The 16,467-nt window shown below is 73.7% G+C and carries 11 protein-coding genes and 1 tRNA gene; 4 read left to right on the top strand and 8 right to left on the bottom strand.

Annotated features, from left to right (window positions below; genetic code table 11):
- Window positions 1-51 precede the first annotated feature (51 nt).
- Entirely contained in the window at window positions 52-978 is a 927-nt protein-coding gene (locus FB457_RS15300; protein ID WP_145782207.1) for a PAC2 family protein, read from the bottom strand.
- Window positions 979-1,270: 292 nt separating this feature from the next.
- Here FB457_RS15300 and FB457_RS15295 point away from each other — a divergent pair, with 292 nt between their 5' ends.
- Window positions 1,271-2,509, top strand: a complete 1,239-nt coding sequence (locus FB457_RS15295) for a type 1 periplasmic-binding domain-containing protein (protein WP_047015163.1) — start codon at window positions 1,271-1,273, stop codon at window positions 2,507-2,509.
- Window positions 2,510-2,632: 123 nt separating this feature from the next.
- Here the strand turns inward: FB457_RS15295 and FB457_RS15290 are convergent, their stop codons facing one another.
- From FB457_RS15290 to rpsA, 4 genes are all read right to left on the bottom strand, one after another.
- A complete protein-coding gene (locus FB457_RS15290; RefSeq protein WP_047015164.1) occupies window positions 2,633-4,870 on the bottom strand; it encodes an MMPL family transporter in 2,238 nt (745 codons plus the stop codon).
- Between the two features lie 444 nt (window positions 4,871-5,314).
- Complete coding sequence (locus FB457_RS15285; protein WP_145782206.1) at window positions 5,315-5,983, bottom strand: response regulator transcription factor; 669 nt, start codon at window positions 5,981-5,983, stop codon at window positions 5,315-5,317.
- Entirely contained in the window at window positions 5,980-7,179 is a 1,200-nt protein-coding gene (locus FB457_RS15280) for a sensor histidine kinase (protein WP_047019813.1), read from the bottom strand. The genes FB457_RS15285 and FB457_RS15280 overlap by 4 nt, the downstream gene beginning before the upstream one ends.
- Before the next feature lie 175 nt (window positions 7,180-7,354).
- On the bottom strand, window positions 7,355-8,848 hold the full coding sequence (rpsA, locus tag FB457_RS15275; RefSeq protein WP_047015166.1) for a 30S ribosomal protein S1: 1,494 nt from the start codon (window positions 8,846-8,848) through the stop codon (window positions 7,355-7,357).
- 338 nt (window positions 8,849-9,186) lie between these two features.
- Here rpsA and FB457_RS15270 point away from each other — a divergent pair, with 338 nt between their 5' ends.
- Window positions 9,187-10,065 carry a class I SAM-dependent methyltransferase gene (locus FB457_RS15270; protein WP_047015167.1) on the top strand — a complete coding sequence of 293 codons (879 nt, stop codon included), beginning with the start codon at window positions 9,187-9,189 and terminating at the stop codon, window positions 10,063-10,065.
- A 60-nt stretch (window positions 10,066-10,125) separates the two neighbouring features.
- Window positions 10,126-12,804 carry an ATP-dependent helicase C-terminal domain-containing protein gene (locus FB457_RS15265; protein WP_145782204.1) on the top strand — a complete coding sequence of 893 codons (2,679 nt, stop codon included), beginning with the start codon at window positions 10,126-10,128 and terminating at the stop codon, window positions 12,802-12,804.
- Between the two features lie 50 nt (window positions 12,805-12,854).
- Here the strand turns inward: FB457_RS15265 and FB457_RS15260 are convergent, their stop codons facing one another.
- The 3 genes from FB457_RS15260 to FB457_RS15250 all read right to left on the bottom strand — a co-directional run bounded on the left by FB457_RS15260 (window position 12,855) and on the right by FB457_RS15250 (window position 15,605).
- A complete protein-coding gene (locus tag FB457_RS15260; RefSeq protein ID WP_145782252.1) occupies window positions 12,855-14,279 on the bottom strand; it encodes a lysozyme family protein in 1,425 nt (474 codons plus the stop codon).
- Between the two features lie 395 nt (window positions 14,280-14,674).
- Window positions 14,675-15,454, bottom strand: a complete 780-nt coding sequence (locus FB457_RS15255; RefSeq protein ID WP_186461985.1) for an IS630 transposase-related protein — start codon at window positions 15,452-15,454, stop codon at window positions 14,675-14,677.
- Between the two features lie 76 nt (window positions 15,455-15,530).
- Window positions 15,531-15,605: transfer RNA gene (locus FB457_RS15250), tRNA-Leu, on the bottom strand.
- A 91-nt stretch (window positions 15,606-15,696) separates the two neighbouring features.
- Here FB457_RS15250 and FB457_RS15245 point away from each other — a divergent pair.
- Window positions 15,697-16,371, top strand: a complete 675-nt coding sequence (locus tag FB457_RS15245) for a response regulator (protein WP_145782203.1) — start codon at window positions 15,697-15,699, stop codon at window positions 16,369-16,371.
- The last annotated feature ends 96 nt before the right edge of the window (window positions 16,372-16,467 follow it).

The following is a 16,467-nucleotide window of genomic DNA, read 5'->3' as shown; positions in this document are numbered from 1 at the left end:
GCCGGAGCGGACGGCTCGCGCTCCGGCGCCCGCCCCCGCGCGGCCCGCGCCTCAGTCGCCCTCCTCGCGCTCCGCGAGGAACCGCTCGAAGGCGTTGCCCAGCTCGTCCGCCGAGGGCAGCTCGGCGGACTCCGCCATCAGGTTCTCCCGGTCGTCGCCGCCGGCCAGCGCGTCGTACTGGTGCTCAAGCCCGCGGACCATGCCCACCAGTTCCTCGTCGCCCTCGTCGACCTGGCGCTCGATCTCGTTCTGCACCTTCAGCGCCTCAGAGCGCAGCGCGTGCGCCACGCCCGGCAGGACGAGGCCCGTCGCGGAGGTGATCGACTCCAGGACGGTCAGCGCCGCGTCGGGGTACGGGGTGCGGGCCAGGTAGTGCGGCACGTGCGCGGCGACGCCCAGCACGTCGTGACCGGCCTCCCCGAGCCGGTACTCCAGCAGCGCGTCGGCGCTGCCGGGGACCTGCGCCTCGTCGAAGACGCCGCGATGGCCCGGCACCAGGTCGACACGGTTGCCGTGCGGCGTGAGGCCCACCGGGCGGGTGTGCGGCACGCCCATGGGGACGCCGTGGAAGTTGACTGCCAGGCGCACGTTCAGCCGCTCCACGATCTCGCGGACGGCCTCGGCGAAGCGCTCCCACTCCACGTCTGGCTCGGGGCCCGTCATCAGCAGGAACGGACTCGCGGTCGCGTCGCGTACGAGGTGGAGTTCGAGTTTGGGGACTTCGTACGCGGCCCAGTGGTCGCGACGGAAGGTCATGAGGGGCCGGCGGGCGCGGTAGTCGACGAGCCGGTCGTGGTCGAAGCGGGCGACGACCTCGTGCGGAAGGTCGTCGAGAAGCCGCTCGTTGATCTGGGCGCCGGTCTCGCCCGCGTCCATGAAGCCTTCGAGGTGGTAGAGCAGGGTCAGCCCCGCCGAGTCGTGCTCCAGCACCGCGTCGACGGCCGCGAGCCCGCTGGGGTCCCATTCGTACATGCTCATGGGGGTGTAACACCCCGCGTGCCCGCGGTGATTCCCGGTGACGCGGACGGATTCCGCGGGCGGCGGCCGCGGCGTCCGCAGACCAGGTCAGCTCCTCTCCCCCGCACCGGATCCGGCCCCTCGACTGGCTGGATCATGACCTACGGCGGCGGAACCTCGCCGCGGCGTATAGCGTCCTTCTTCGCAGAAGGAGGGGGTCGTCGTGCCTGAGGAGGGGCCGGGAGGAGAAGTCCCGGGCGGGCGCGGTGGGTTGCGGGAGCCGCTACGGCCCCGCCGAGGGGGGCGGCGCCGCATGTCGCGCTCCCTCACGCTCGCCGCCATCGGTGCCTGCATCCTCGTGATCGCGAGCATCGTCGTGTCCGCATGGCCCGGCGGCAGCGGGCTGAGACCGCCGGGGACGCCGTCGCCCGACGCCACCACGGCCGCCGCCTTCACCGGCGTGTACCGCATCGGCGCCCTCGGCGACGCCGACCCGGGCGGCGGGCAGGACGCCGTGCTGAACCGCAGCGTGGCCCGGGCGCTCTCCGACCACGGGAACGGCAGCGGCGGCGGCAACGGCGGCGTGGCGACACCCCCGCTGGCCGTCTCCGACCTCACCGCCTACAAGGAGTCCACCGAGCCCGCGAACCGCCGGCTCATAGCCCGCTGGCTGGAGATGGAGCCGGGCCTGACCGGGGTCGTCGGCGGCGACCCCGCGCTCAAGCTGCCGGAGAGCGGCCTGACGTCCTTCCGCCTCCCCGTCGTACGGGCCTGCCGCCACGACGGCGCCGGCCTCAACCCCGAGCCGCGCTACGCCGACACCAACGAGCTGCGCTCCTCCGCCTCCACCGCGGACATGGGCGTCGTCATGGCCCGCCACCTCGCCGCCGAGCCCGGGGTCCGCAAGGTCTACGTCCGCGGCGACACCGCCGCGGGCCCCACCCGGGCCCTGGTCGAGCGGCTGCGCGCGGACGGCGTCGCGGTGCGGACGGGCGACGCGGGGCAGCTCGCCGACGCCCTCGGCCGGTTCGAGCCCGACGCGGTGTTCCTGGAGGGAGGGGCGGCGAACCTGGCGGACTGGCTGGAGCAGGTCGAGGAGAGCGGGTTCGCCGGGGTGAAGGCGCTGTGGGACCCGACGGCGCCGACGTGCACCGGCCGCAACACCGCGGCCGACGAGGACTTCTCCGTCCCGGACGGCTGGCTCACCGTCCGCGGCCACTACGACGTCCGCCTGGACCCCGACGCCGGCCGCCGCGCCACCGTCCGCAAGGTCCTCGGCGACGACCTGGCCACCCGCCCGTACGCCGTCGAGACCTACGACGCCGCCAGCGCCATGCTCTCCGCCTGGGACACCGTCTCGGCGGAGGACCGCAACAGCAACGAGCCGGACATGGCCCGCGCGGCATTGGCCGAGGCGCTGCCGACGGTGCCGGTGCGGGGGACCCTGGGCGGCTGGTGGAAGGAGCTGTCGGAGGCCGAGGCGCACCCGGTGGTGTGGATCGACCGCCGGGAGGGCGGCGAGTGGCGGCAGGAGGCGGAGAAGCGCCGCTGAGCGCGGGGTTCCGCCCGGCGTGGCCGCATGCCTTGCCGTACGCGCACGGGCCCGCCCGTACGGCCGTGGCCGCAGCCCTGGCCGTACGGGCGGGCCGCCGCGCGCCCGGCGGTCGCCGGTGCCCTACGAGACGCCGACCCCTCGCTGCCCGGACCGCTCTCCCTCCTCGTGCCCCACGGGCCCCTCGGGACGCTCCAGCGCCACCCGCGGCAGCTTCCTGGCCAGCGGTCCGGGCAGCCACCAGGCGTGCCGGCCGAGCAACTGCATCACCGCCGGCACGATCAGGCAGCGGATCACCAGCGCGTCCAGCAGGATCGCCACCGCGAGCCCCAGGCCGAACTGCTGGAGCATCCGGCTCGGGCTCAGGATGAAGGCCGCGAACACCACGATCATGATCAGCGCCGCCGCCGTGATCACCTGACCGGTGACGGCCAGGCCCTCGCGTACCGCGAGCCCGGCGTTCTTCGTGCGCTCCCACTCCTCGTGCATCCGGGAGACGAGGAAGACCTCGTAGTCCATGGAGAGCCCGAAGACGATCGCGAAGATCATCACGGGGATGAACGCCTCGATGGGCCCCTGCTCCACGCCGAACCAGCCCTCCTGGAAGACCAGCGTGATCACGCCGAGCGCGGCGCCGATGGAGAGCAGGTTCAGCACCGCCGCCTTGAGGGGGATCCACAGGGAGCGGAACACCACCATCAGCAGCAGCGTCGAGAGGCCGACGACGAGGGCGACGAAGAGCGGCATCCGGTCGGCGACGGTGTCGGAGAAGTCCTGCGTACCGGCGGTGGCGCCGCCGACCAGGTACTCCGCGCCGGTCTCCGCCGCCAGCGGCGGCAGCACGTCGTCGCGCAGGTCGTGCACGAGGTCCGCGGTCGCCTCGTCCTGCGGCGCCGACTCGGGGAAGACGAGGACGGTGGAGACCTCACCGTCCTCGGACGGCAGCGGCGGGGTCGTCGCGGCGACGCCGTCGGCCTCCGCGATCCGGGCCTGCGCCTGCTCCCCCGCCTCGGCGGCACCGGCCCCGGCGTCTCCCTGCGCCACGACGACGAGCGGGCCGTTGAAACCGGGCCCGAAGCCCTCGGCGAGCAGGTCGTACGCCTTCCTGCTGGTGCTGGAGGGGGCGTCGTTCCCGGCGTCGGCGAAGCCGAGCCGCATGCCGAGGACGGGCGCGGAGAGGGCCACCAGCGCGACCAGGGCCGCGACCAGCGCGGGCAGCGGACGGCGCTGTACGGCGCCCGCCAGGGCGCGCCAGCGGCTGCCCTCGACCTTGCCCTTGGCCGCCGCCTTCTCGGCGCGCTTGAGGACGTGGCGCTGGATGCGCCGGCCGAGCACGGCCAGCAGCGCGGGCAGCAGCACCAGCGACGCGGCCATCGTGACCAGTACGGTCAGCGCCACCGAGAGCGCCACGCCCTGCAGCGAGCCGAGGCCGAGGGCGACGAGGCCGAGGAGGGCGACGATGACGGTGCAGCCGGCGAAGAAGACCGTGCGGCCGGCGGCGTCGAGCGCGATACGGACTGCGGTGTCCCGGTCGGCGCCGCGGATCAGCTCGTGGCGGTACCGGTAGAAGATGAGCAGCGCGTAGTCGACGCCGACGCCCAGGCCGACGAGCATCATGATCGGCGGGGTGAAGTCGGCGACGGTGAAGAAGTGCCCGGCCAGGGTGATCAGGCCGACGGCGGTACCGACCGCGAACAGCGCGGTGACCAGCGGCACCGCGGCGGCCACCAGCGAGCCGAAGAGCAGTACGAGGATCACCAGTGCCGCGAGCATGCCCGCGCCCTCGGCGCCGCCGCCTCCCTCCTCCTCGGCGCCGCGCACGGCCTCGCCGCCCAGCTCGATCTGGAGCGCGTCGGTACGTGCGTCCTGCGCGGTGTCGATGATCTTCTCGACGTCCGCCTTGGGCACGGTCTCCGCCTTGCCGTCGAGGGTGACGGTGGCGTACGCGACGTCGCCGCCCTCGGAGACGGCCGCGCCGCCGTCGGCGTACGGGCTGCGCACGTCCACGACGCTCGGCAGCCCGCGCACCTGCTCCAGCAGGCGCTCGACGTCCTGCTCGGTGCCCGCGGCGCGCAGCCCCCGCTCGTCCTTGAACACGATCTCCACGCTGTCGCCCGCCTGCGCCGAGCCGTGCTTCTCCAGCAGGTCGGTGGCGGCCTGGGAGCCGGTGCCGGGGAGGGAGAAGTCGTTGCGCCAGTTGCTTCCGGCGCCCTGGGAGGCGGCGGTGACGCCGAGGAGGACGACGATCCAGAGGAGGATCGCCAGTCGTCGGCGGCGGCGCGACCAGTCGGCGAGCCGTGCGAAGAGGCCGGGGCGGGTGGCGGGGGCGGTGGGCGGCGGATCAGCGCGGTGTGCGGACATGATGCCAGCGTGGGTGGCCGGATGCGGCGGGCACGTCGGCCGGGCGCGGACACCGCCACTACCCCGCTGGTTGCGCCCGTCGCCGGTCCCGTACTACCCGGGTTGCGCCCGCCCCCGTAACGCCGCCGCGTCCCCTAGGGGGCGCGGGCGGATCCCCTACGGCCCGGCACCGGCGCCCTCGGCGCGGCGGGGGTCGGGCGGAGGGCGGCGGGGTCGTGAGGGTCCGGGGGACGGGTCGTTGTCGGCGGGGCGGCCTACCCTTGGGCGGGTGCGTGGGGGACGTGGGGCTGGCGCGTGAATGCGGGGGCGTCGGGACGGGCGTGCGGAGTCGGCGACGTGTGGATCGGGCGCGCGGAATCAGGCACCCCAGACCGGGCGCGTGGAGTCGGGTGCGTGGCGACGGGCACGTGACACCGCCGGCCGGCGTCGGGACGCGCGGTGCGGTCAGGGCGCCAGCCAGCCGGGGCGGACCATCCCCGACTCGTACGCCAGCACCACCATCTGCGCCCGGTCGCGCACTCCCAGCTTCGTCATGATCCGGCTCACGTGCGTCTTCGCCGTCGCCGGGCTCAGCACCAGCCGCGCCGCGATCTCGTCGTTCGTCAGCCCTGCCGCCACCAGTTGCATCACCTCGGCCTCCCGCTCCGTCAGCGCGTTCAGCCGCGGGCTCGGCTCCGGCGCCTTCACCCGGCCGGCGAACTCGGCGATCAGCCGCCGCGTCACCGACGGGCTGATCAGGGCGTCGCCGCGGGCCGCCACCCGCACCGCGTGGATCAGCTCCTCCGGCTCGGTGTCCTTGACCAGGAACCCGGCGGCGCCGGCGCGCAGCGCCCCGTACACGTAGTCGTCGAGGTCGAACGTCGTCAGGATGACGACCCGGACGTCCGCCAGCCACTCGTCCGCGGCGATCCGCCGGGCGGCCTCCAGGCCGTCGGTGCCCGGCATCCGGATGTCCATCAGGACGACGTCGGGGCGCAGTTCGCGGCACGCGGCCACCGCCTCGGCGCCGTCGCTCGCCTCCCCGACCACGTCGAGGTCGTCCTCGTCCGCCAGGATCGAGCGGAAGCCGGCGCGCACCAGCTTCTGGTCGTCCGCGAGCAGAATCCTGATCATGCCTGGGCGTGCTCCGTTCCGTAGGGCAGCCGGGCGGTGACGGCGAAGCCGGCGCCTCCGGGCCGGGGGCCCGCGGCCAGTTCCCCGCCGACCGCCCGCGCCCGCTCCCGCATCCCGTCGATGCCGCTGCCGCCGCCGGCCGCGGCGGTCCCGGGTCCGGCGCCGGCTCCGCCCCCGGCGCGGGCCTCGGCAGCCGCAGCCCGGCCGTCGTCCTCCACCGCCAGCCGCAGTTCCCGCTCACCGTAGTCCAGCCGTACGGTCACGGATGTGGCCCCCCGCGCATGCCGCGCGACGTTCGTCAGCGACTCCTGCACCACCCGGTACGCGGTCAGGTCCAGTTCCGCGGGGAGCGTCCGCTCCGCGCCCGCCACCACCGTCTTCACCCGCAGCCCCGCCGTGTCCGCCGCCCGCTCCGTCAGCTCACCCAGGCGCGCCAGCCCCGGCGCGGGCGCCGTCGGCGCCTCGTCGTCGACCTGCCGGAGCACCCCCAGCGTGGTGCGCAGCTCGCGCAGCGTCTCGCGGCTGGTCTCCTTGATGGTGGCCAGCGCGTCGGCGGCGGCCGGGTCGGGAGCGTCGCTCTTCTTCAGCCGGTGCAGGGCGGCGCCGGACTGGACGTTGATCAGCGAGATGTTGTGCCCGATGACATCGTGCAACTCGCGTGCGATACGCAGCCGTTGCTCGGTCGCGCGCCGGCGTACCTCGCCCTCGACGTGCGCGCGCCGGCCGTGCCACATCGCGCCCAGCGCCACCACGGCGACCACCCAGCCGGTGAGCATGAACAGCGCGATGCCGTTGACGTCGTCGTTGCCCGAGAGCGTCCCGGCCGCGGTGCCGGTGACGACGAGCGCGCCCAGCGCCGCCGCCGCGCGCAGCCGCCCGGCGGCGGCCACGCAGTACAGCGCGATGACGAGCACGACGAACAGCGGGCCGTCGTACGCGCTGGCCACGTAGTAGACGCCGACGGCCGGGATGACGAACGCGCCCACGGCGACCGGATGACGGCGGGCGAAGTACAGCGCCCCGCAGGCCAGCACGATGAGCGCCCAGCCCAGCGCCGTCGTCGCCCACGGCTCCCGGCGCTGGCCGATGAACGCCTGCACCGTGCCGAGCGCCACCAGCGCACCCGTCCCGGCCGCGAGGGCGGTGTCCGCCGCGCGGCCCTGGGGCAGGCGGAGCTGACGTACGGGCAGGGGCATGACCCCAGCGTACGTGCCCGGGCGCATGCCCCGGAGCGAAGGCGCCGGGGTCCCGCGAGCCCCGGCCGTACAGCCCGCGGAGGGCACGCACGGCGGAAGCCCGCCGCCCCCCGGAGGGGACGACGGGCTTCCGTCCGTCGTGCTGCGTACTGCTACCCGGGCCGCCGGCCCGCGATCAGCTCTGGCCGCCGGCCAGCTTCTCGCGGAGGGCCGCCAGCGCCTCGTCCGAGGCCAGCGCGCCGGAGTCGTCCGCACCCTCGGAGGAGTACGAACCGCCGCCGGACGGTGCCGGCGCCGAGTCGCCCGCCTCGGCCGCCGCCTGGGCGTCGGCCTCGCGGGACTTGACGACCTGCGCCTGGTGCTGCTCGAAGCGGGCGTGGGCCTCGGCGTACTGGCCCTCCCACTCCTCGCGCTGCTTCTCGTACCCGTCGAGCCACTCGTTGGTCTCGGGGTCGAAGCCCTCGGGGTAGATGTAGTTGCCCTGGTCGTCGTACGACGCCGCCATGCCGTAGAGCGTCGGGTCGAAGTCGACGGCCATCGGGTCGGGCCCAAAGGTCTCGTTCGCCTGCTTCAGCGAGAGGCTGATGCGGCGGCGCTCCAGGTCGATGTCGATGACCTTGACGAAGATCTCGTCCCCGACCTGGACGACCTGCTCCGGGATCTCCACGTGGCGCTCGGCCAGCTCGGAGATGTGGACCAGGCCCTCGATGCCCTCGTCGACGCGGACGAACGCGCCGAACGGCACCAGCTTCGTGACCTTGCCGGGCACGACCTGACCGATCTGGTGCGTCCGCGCGAACTGCTGCCACGGGTCTTCCTGGGTCGCCTTCAGGGACAGCGAGACGCGCTCGCGGTCCATGTCGACGTCCAGGACCTCGACCGTGACCTCCTGGCCGACCTCGACGACCTCGGACGGGTGGTCGATGTGCTTCCAGGACAGCTCGGACACGTGCACCAGGCCGTCCACGCCGCCCAGGTCCACGAAGGCGCCGAAGTTGACGATCGAGGAGACCACACCCGACCGCACCTGGCCCTTCTGGAGGGTGGTGAGGAAGGTCTGGCGGACCTCGGACTGGGTCTGCTCGAGCCAGGCACGGCGGGACAGAACCACGTTGTTCCGGTTCTTGTCCAGCTCGATGATCTTGGCTTCGAGCTCCTTGCCGACATAGGGCTGGAGGTCGCGTACGCGGCGCATCTCGACCAGCGACGCGGGGAGGAAGCCCCGCAAGCCGATGTCGAGGATGAGACCGCCCTTGACGACCTCGATGACGGTACCGGTGACGATGCCGTCCTCTTCCTTGATCTTCTCGATGGTGCCCCACGCACGCTCGTACTGCGCGCGCTTCTTCGAGAGGATCAGCCGGCCTTCCTTGTCCTCCTTCTGGAGCACAAGGGCCTCGATCTCGTCGCCGACGGCGACGACCTCGTTCGGGTCGACGTCGTGCTTGATCGAGAGTTCCCGGGAAGGGATGACACCCTCGGTCTTGTAGCCGATGTCGAGCAGGACCTCGTCCCGGTCGACCTTCACGATGACGCCGTCGACGATGTCGCCGTCGTTGAAGTACTTGATCGTCTCGTCGATCGCGGCGAGGAAGGCTTCCTCGGAACCGATGTCGTTGACCGCGACCTGCGTCGTGGCGGCCGCGGTGTTCTCGGTGCTGCTCGTCATGTGGGATTGGGCTCCGGTACGGGCAAGTTGAGTCGTCGTCACTCCACGCCGAGAGCCCTGTGATCGCACCGCCGAAGCCGGACAGCCTAAGAGGCGCTTTCCCGACTCCACTCGGAAGTCCGGCAGCGCCTCGTGAACCGAGGGGACATACAACAGATGCGAGCGCGGCCTGCTCCGTCCGAGGCGCGCAGGCCCGCAGCGCAACTTGTAGCATACGGGGGCAGCCGGGCATGGTCAATGCGCGAAGAGTGCACCTGGGGCATGCCGCCCTATACCCGGCAGTAGTGGCGCTCCGTCACTCTCGCGCGTGGCAGGAAGGTACGACGACGGTCCGGCCGATGATCCACGAGTACGAAAACGGTACGGACGGTGCCGGCGGTGCCGCTGACGCGGATGTTCCGGCAGAGGCTACCCGACGGCCCGTCCCCGCGCGGGAAACCCGGCAAGCGAGCCGTGGTTGGTGGGACCGCAACGCCGACGACTACCAGCGCGAGCACGGCGGCTTCCTCGGCGGCGCGGACGGCGCCCGTTTCATCTGGGGCCCCGAAGGGCTGGACGAGGCCGAGGCCCGGCTGCTCGGTCCCGCGGACTCGCTGACCGGACAGGCGGTGCTGGAGGTGGGCGCGGGCGCCGCGCAGTGCTCGCGCTGGCTCGCCGAGCAGGGGGCGCGGCCCGTAGCACTCGACCTCTCGCACCGTCAGTTGCAGCACGCGCGCCGCCTGGCCCTCGAAGCGCCGGAAGGGGCTGCGCCGTTCCCGCTGCTCCAGGCGGACGCGACGGCGCTGCCGTTCCGCGACGGGGCATTCGACCTGGCGTGCTCCGCGTACGGCGCCGTGCCGTTCGTCGCCGCACCGGTCGCGGTGATGCGGGAGGTCAGGCGGGTGCTGCGGCCCGGCGGGCGGTGGGTCTTCTCGGTCACCCACCCCGTGCGATGGGCGTTCCCGGACGAACCGGGGCCCGAGGGGCTCTCCGTCGCCGCCTCGTACTTCGACCGCACGCCGTACGTCGAGCAGGACGACGAGGGGCGCGCGCTGTACGTCGAGCACCACCGGACGCTCGGCGACCGGGTGCGCGACGTGGTCGCGGGCGGGTTCCGGCTGCTGGACCTGGTGGAGCCCGAGTGGCCGCAGTGGCACGACCAGGAGTGGGGCGGCTGGTCGCCGCTGCGCGGGCACCTCATCCCCGGCACGGCGATCTTCGTCTGCGAAGCGGCCTGAACCCGCGGCGGGCAGAGACCCCGCGGCCGCCGGGGCACGGTCCGTAGCACACTGGCGTCCGTGGCCCTCCGCTCCGACGCACTCGACGCCCTGCCCGTACGGCACGCGCTGCCCGCCCTGCGCGCGGCCCTCGAAGAACCCGGCGTCGCCGTACTCGGGGCACCGCCCGGCACCGGCAAGACCACGCTCGTACCACTGGCCCTCGCCGGACTCGTCCCCGGCGCCGGCGACCCGCCGCGCCGGGTGCTCGTCGCCGAACCCCGGCGCATGGCGGCGCGGGCCGCCGCCCGCCGCATGGCGTGGCTGCTCGGCGAGGAGACCGGCGACCGGGTCGGGTTCACCGTCCGCGGCGAGCGCCGCGCCGGGCCCCGCACCCGGGTCGAGGTCGTCACCACCGGCGTCCTCCTGCAACGCCTCCAGCGCGACCCCGAGTTGGCCGGCGTGGACGCCGTACTCCTCGACGAGTGCCACGAACGGCACCTCGACGCCGACACCGCGCTCGCCTTCCTCGTCGACGTACGCGCCACCCTCCGCCCCGAACTGCGGCTCGTCGCCGCCTCCGCCACCTCCGACACCGCCGCCTGGGCCCGCCTCCTCACCGCGCCCGACACCGCCGCGCCCGCCCCCGTCGTACGCGGGGAGGGCACGATGCACGCCGTCGCGATCGGCTACCGCCCCCCGCCCGCCGGCGTACGCCCCGCCCACGGCACCCGCGTCGACCCGGCGCTGCTGGCCCACATCGCCGACGTCGTACGCGAAGGGCTGCGCCGGCCGGACGGCGACGTGCTCTGCTTCCTGCCGGGCGTCGGCGAGATCGCCCGGGTCGCCGGCCTGCTGACGGACACGGCCGCAGACGTCCTGCAGCTGCACGGGCAGGCACCTGCCGAGGTGCAGAACGCCGTACTGCGCGGCAGCGCCCCCGGCGAACGGCGCGTGATCCTCTCGACCGCGGTGGCCGAATCCAGCCTGACCGTGCCGGGCGTGCGGATCGTCGTCGACGGCGGTCTCGCCCGCGAGCCGCGCATGGACCACGCCCGCGGGCTCGGCGCCCTCACGACCGTACGGGTATCCGCCGCCACCGCCACCCAGCGGCTGGGCCGGGCCGGGCGCGAAGGCCCAGGGCTGGCGCTGCGCTGCTGGTCGGAGGCCGAGGACGGGCGGCTACCGCGCTACCCGTCGCCGGAGATCGCCGTCGCCGACCTGGCCGGCTTCGCCCTGCAGGCCGCTTGCTGGGGCGACCCCGACGCCACCGGACTCGCCCTGCTCGACCTCCCGCCGCCGGGCGCGCTGGCCGCCGCCCGCGACGTCCTGCGGGCGGTCGGCGCCGTGGACACCGCCGGCCGCCCGACGCCCCGCGGCACCCGCCTCGCCGGCCTCGGCCTGCACCCCCGGCTCGGCCGCGCCCTGCTCGACGCCGCAGACGAAGCCGGCCCCGGCGCGGCGGCAGAGGCAGTGGCACTGCTCAGCGAGGAACCGCCGCGCATGTACGGCGACGACCTCGCCGCAGCCTGGCGCCGCGCCCGCCGCGGCGGCGACGCCTACGCCCCCCGCTGGCGCCGCGAGGCCCAGCGCCTGCGGCGCGCGCTGCGAGTACCGGCGGGCGACCGGAACCCCGCGAACGCACACCGGGACGACGAGCCCGGCGCCGCGTCGCAGGCACCGGGCGCGGGCGGAGGCGCAGGCCCGCCCGCGGAAGCCCCCGCTCCCGCCGACGACGCGGCCCGACGCGCCGCTCCGGCCCACGCACCCGCCCGCGACGGCGGCCGGCCCGGCGACGACGCCGTCGCCGGTCTCGTCGCCGCGCTCGCCTTCCCCGAACGCGTCGCCCGGGGACGCGGCGACGGGTCGTACCTCATGGCATCCGGCACCCGCGTAGAGGCCGGCGCCGAATCCGCCCTGCGCGGGCAGCCATGGCTCGCCGTCGCCGTCGCCGACCGGCCCGTCGGTGCCGCCGGCGCCCGGCTGCGGCTCGGCGCCCCCCTCGACGAGGCCACCGCGCTACGGGCCGCGGAAACCCTGCTCCGCACCGAGGACGAGGTCACCTGGTCCGCCGAGCGGCACGAAACCGTCGCCCGCCGCGTCACCCGCCTCGGCGCCGTCGAACTCCGCGCCCGGCCCCTCCCCCGCCCCGACCCCGCGCGCCTGAGGGCCGCCCGCCTCGACGGGCTGCGCCGCGAAGGCACCGAGCTGCTGCGCTGGTCCGAGCACGCCCGCGCGCTACGCCGCCGGCTGGCGTTCCTGCACGGCGCACTCGGCGACCCTTGGCCCGACGTGTCCGACGACGCACTCCTCGCCCGCGCCGGAGACTGGCTGGACGACGACCCGCACCGCATCGACGCCGGCCGCGTACTCCAAGGGCTCCTCCCCTGGGCCCGCGGCGAAGCCGCCCGCCTCGACGAACTCGCCCCGGAACGCATCGAGGTACCCAGCGGCTCCCGCATCCGCGTCGACTACGAGGACCCCCAGCAGCCCGTGCTCGCCGTCAAGCTCCAGGAACTCTTCGGCCTCGACCGGACCCCGCGGATCGCGGACGGCCGCGTACCCCTCCTGGTGCACCTGCTCTCCCCCGCCGGCCGCCCCGCCGCCGTCACCGCGGACCTGGAGTCCTTCTGGCGGCAGGGCTACCCCGCGGTCCGCGCGGAGCTGCGGGGCCGCTACCCGAAGCACCCCTGGCCCGGGGACCCGGCCACCGCCACGCCCACCCGGCACACCACGCGCCGCACGAACGCCGGGCGCTGACCGGCGAGACCGCGACCGCGGCGGCCCCGCGTCCCTCAAGCCTGCTCGCCTTACTCGACGGTCAGCTCCAGCGTGAGGGTCACGCCCTCGCTCGTGGTCAGCCGCAGCAGGTACGTGCCGACCGCGTCGCCCGCGTGGATCGTCGGCAGCTTCACCGTGCCGTCGTCCTCCGTGGTCAGGTTCAGCTTGCGGACCGGGTTGCCCTCCGTGTCCTTGAAGAACGGGCCCTCGTCGTTCTGCTCGCCCGCCTCCGTGACCATCGCCGCCGTCACCGGCGCCTTCGCGGCAGGACCGCCCCGGTACGTCACCTTGGCCTCGACGGTGCCGAACTCGCCGCCCGCCGCCGCCTTCAGCGCCGCGTCACCGACGCGGGCCAGCCCGTACGACGCCTCCACCTCGGCGGCGAAGTCCACCGGGCTCACGCCGCCGCCCGTCGTGGCGCGGATCGTGAACTCCCCGGTCAACTGACCCGCCTTGACCACAGGCGCCGTCGCATAACCAGTGCTGTTGGTGGTCACGGACGCGGTCTTCCCGCCGCCGGCGAAGACCGCGCCGGTCTGGCCGCTGATGGTGAACGTGACCGTCTTGCCGGACACGCCGGTGCCGCGCGAGGTCACGCCCCGCACCTTCGGACGCTCCTCGAAGTCGGCGCCGGTGTACGCCGTGGAGGACTGCGGGCTCGCCAGGCGCAGGTCCGCGATGGTCGGCGGCGGCGCCGGCTCCTCGGGGTCCTCGTCACCCCCGCCGGACGGCGGCGGGTCGCTGGGGTCGGGGCTGGGGCTGCCGCCGCCCTTGCCGTCGTCCTTGCCACCGCCCTTGCCGTCGCCGTCGTCTCCGCCCTTGCCCGGGCTGTCGCTCTCCGACGGGCTCGGCGAGGGAGTCGGCGTGTTGATGCCGTCGCTGCGGTCGCCCGGGTCGGCACCGGTGCCGTCGGGCACCGCGTCGGCGCCGCCCTCCTTGTAGAAGTCGTACCAGGTCAGAACCGTACGGAGATACGACTGCGACTGGTTGTACCCGAGGATGGCGGCTTCCAGATCGGACTGCGAGGACAGATCGCGCCCGCCCGCGCACAGGTAGCGGCCGGCGGCCAATGCCGCGTCATAGACGTTGTTCGGATTCCGCTCGCCGTCGTCGTTGCCGTCGCTGCCCCAGGTGGCCCAGGTCGAGGGGATGAACTGCATCGGGCCGACGGCACGGTCGTGGCTGGTGTCACCGTCGTACTCGCCGCCGTCGGTGTCCGTGATGTTGGCGAAGCCGTTGCCGTTGAGCACGGGACCGAGGATCGGGCTCCGCGTCGTACCGTCCGCCTTCACGTCACCGCCGCGGGCGTGCCCCGACTCGACCCGGCCTATGGCCGCCAGCAGCTCCCACTCCAGGTTGCACCCGGGGTTCGTGCTCGCGAGCCGGCTCTCCGCCTGCTTGTACGCGTCGAGAACGGTCGCCGGGATACCGGAGTCGTCGGCCTCGTCCTCCAGCTCGTCACCGGGCGAGGGGTTGGCGCTCTCCAGCGGCGGCAGGTCGGTGTAGTAAGGGGACCCACCCGTGATCGAGTCCTCCCCGCCCCCCGGCGCCTGGTCGGGGGCGCTCTTCCCGGGGACGTCGGGCCCCGCGGAGAGCCCCGGCGCCTGTGAGGCCGTGAGCGCCGCCATCGCGGCGGCGGCCACCGCCGCGGTCATCGCACCCTTGCGCAGTCGTCGTCGCGTCGGCGCAGACATCGCCTACCCGTCCCCTCCGTAGGTCTGCAGGCTCCCCCGCACAGCAATGCTCGCGACCATACGTCAAGTTGATGCGGCGTTCTACCGCCTGTGGATGAACGGTAACCCCACCCGCACACCCCTCGGACACCGGCGACGGCGGGGCGGGCACCGGGTCAGTACTTCGGCCCAACGTGCGCGTCCATCAGCGCGACGGAGGCACGCCTGGCGACGGAGATGTTGAACGGATCGGACCCGCGGGCAAGGGTCGTCCACTCGACCCCGACCCGGTCGAGGGTGTCGGTGAACAGCCTGCGGATGTCGTCGGACTTGTTGCTGAAGAAGTAGCGCGGGTACTCGTACCGCTTGCGCCGGCCGGCGACGAGACGCGTCGTCCAGTTCGTGATCCGGCACCCGTCCGAGTGGATCAGCCCGCGGATGAAGGGCCAGGGGTGGCGGTCAAGGATCTCCTGCTGCCATGGCTCGACCGCGATCCGCCGCTCGTGCTTCTTACCGGGGCCGTGCTGGGGGAACATGCACGCCCAGTGGACACTACAACTGGTCACCGCCACACACCCCTTTCGCTGCACGCGGCCGACCCTGTTATCCGGTCGGACTGCGCGGATGGCATCGGAGCAGGCCGCGATGAGCCCCGGCCATGCGTCCGCACAGGCGATGCTCAGGGTGTAGGTGCCACCACGCTGAGGGCTGACGCAGCCGTCACCCAGGTATAGCCCGAACAAATAGGCGTACGGCTCGGGTGCCGCGGGCAGGGTGGCCTGCGGGCCGCAGCGCACGCACTGTCGCTGCGCCGTCACAGAGGGGTGCGGTTCGAGCCGCACGAGCCATCTCCCAATAGATGCCCGGGACACCCCCATCTGCCTGCTGACCGAGTGCAGGCTTCGCCCCTCAGCGATCAGGGCCATTGCGCGCTTGCGCGTATCAAGGTCGTACACAGAAGCGAGCTTGGCTCAGAGACGAGCAGGGCGGAGAGAAGTCGCGACATGGTCACCGGATCGCATGAAGATCAAGTGCCCCGGGTGGGACTCGAACCCACACTGGATGCTGTTTGAGAGCATTGCCTGCTACCGATTGGGCTACCGGGGCTCCGCGTGAGGCGGCGACACTCACCATACAAGAGGTCGGTACCCTCGGGGGTGCCCCCCTATCGCAGCCAGGCAATACCCCGAGGAGCACCGTGAGCGCCCCCGAGACCCCCGAAACCCCGGAGGACGTCGTCGCCGCCAGCGCCGGAGGCGGCGAGCACGTGCCGCCGCTGACCACGCGGGTCGTCATCGCGGAGGACGAGGCCCTCATCCGGCTCGATCTGAAGGAGATGCTGGAGGAGGAGGGGTACACCGTCGTCGGGGAGGCGGGGGACGGGGAGACCGCGGTGCGGTTGGCGCGGGAGCATCAGCCGGATCTGGTGATCCTGGATGTGAAGATGCCCGTGCTCGACGGGATCTCCGCTGCCGAGCAGATCGCCGCCGACTCCATCGCGCCGGTGCTCATGCTCACCGCGTTCTCCCAGCGCGAGCTGGTGGAGCGGGCACGGGACGCCGGGGCCATGGCGTATCTGGTGAAGCCGTTCAGCAAGGGTGATGTGGTGCCGGCCATCGAGATGGCCGTCTCCCGCTACACGGAGCTGAAGACGCTGGAGAAGGAGATCGTCGATCTCACGCAGCGGCTGGAGACGCGGAAGCTCGTGGACCGGGCGAAGAGCATCCTGCAGACCGAGTACGGGCTGTCGGAGCCCGCGGCCTTCCGGTGGATCCAGAAGACGTCGATGGACCGCCGGCTGTCGATGCAGCAGGTGGCCGAGGCCGTGATCGAGGACGACGCGGAGAAGAAGGCGAAGAAGAAGCAGGGTTAGTCCGCGGAGCCTCTACGGGGCTTCCGTAGGACCCGCGAACGCGCGAGCGGCCCGTGCCCCCCTCCCCGGGGCGCGGGCCGCTCTGGCTGTGCGGTG

This window comes from Streptomyces sp. CNZ287 (assembly GCF_007827615.1).
The sequence above is the reverse complement of the archived record's forward strand: the minus strand, read 5'-3'. Positions and strand labels throughout refer to the sequence as shown.